1 protein-coding gene is annotated in these 912 nt (G+C 74.6%); it reads right to left on the reverse strand.

Features of this window, described 5'->3' with window-relative positions; all coding sequences use genetic code 11:
- Nucleotides 1–912, reverse strand: a 912-nt coding sequence (locus E1193_RS31470) for a glycosyltransferase (protein ID WP_132186748.1), incomplete at both ends; no start/stop codon positions are given.

The following is a 912-nucleotide window of genomic DNA, read 5'->3' on the forward strand; positions in this document are numbered from 1 at the left end:
AGGCCATCGCCTCCAGCGGGGTGAGCCCGAACGGCTCGTACCAGGGGGCGGCCACCAACACGTCCGCCGAGCGGTACCAGCGGCCCATCTCCTCCCGGGGCACCGCGCCGACCAGCCTGACCCGGTCCGCGACCCCGCAGGTCTCGGCGAGCGCGGTGAGCCGGCGGGCGAAGCCGTCGGCGGGCAGCAGCTCGGCCGGCGGGCCGCCGACCACCACGCACTCGGCGTCCGGCACGGCGGGCAGCGCTCGGACGACCTCCTGAAAGCCCTTGCGCTCGACCATCCGGCCGACGGTGAGGATCCGGGGCCGGGCCGGGGCGCGGGGAACCACCCGCCCGTCCGGGTAGAACATCTGCTCGTTGACGCCGGAGGGGACCAACGCCATCTTCGACCGGGGCACACCGAGGCGGACCAGCTCGCGGACCTCGTCCTGGCACTGCACGATCACCCGGTCGGCGGCGCGGCCCAGCGCCCGCTCGTAGCCGATCCGGCCCGGTGGGCTGGTGTCCTTAGCTCTCTGGTGGCGGCGCTTCACCGAGCCCAACGCGTGGTACGTCAGCACCACCGGGATGTTGGTGCGCCGCGCGGCGTGCACGGTGGCCAGCCCGCTCATCCAGAAGTGGGCGTGCGCCACGTCCGGACGCCAGTTCCCGTCGCGCCACTGGTCGGCCATCCAGCGGCCGAACTCGCCCATGTACGGCAGCAGCTCGTCCTTCGGCACCCGCAGCGCCGGCCCGGCCGGCACGTGCCGCACCTGGTACCCGGCGGAGGTGTCCACCACGTCGGGCAGGTCGACGGCGTCGCGGCGGGTGTAGACCCGCACGTCGTGGCCCTCGCCGATGAGCGCCGTGGCTAGTTCGGCGACGTGGGTGTTCTGTCCGCCGGCGTCCTCGCCGCCCAGGACGGCGAGGG

The organism is Micromonospora sp. KC606 (genome assembly GCF_004348675.1).
Classification (GTDB): Bacteria; Actinomycetota; Actinomycetes; order Mycobacteriales; family Micromonosporaceae; genus Micromonospora.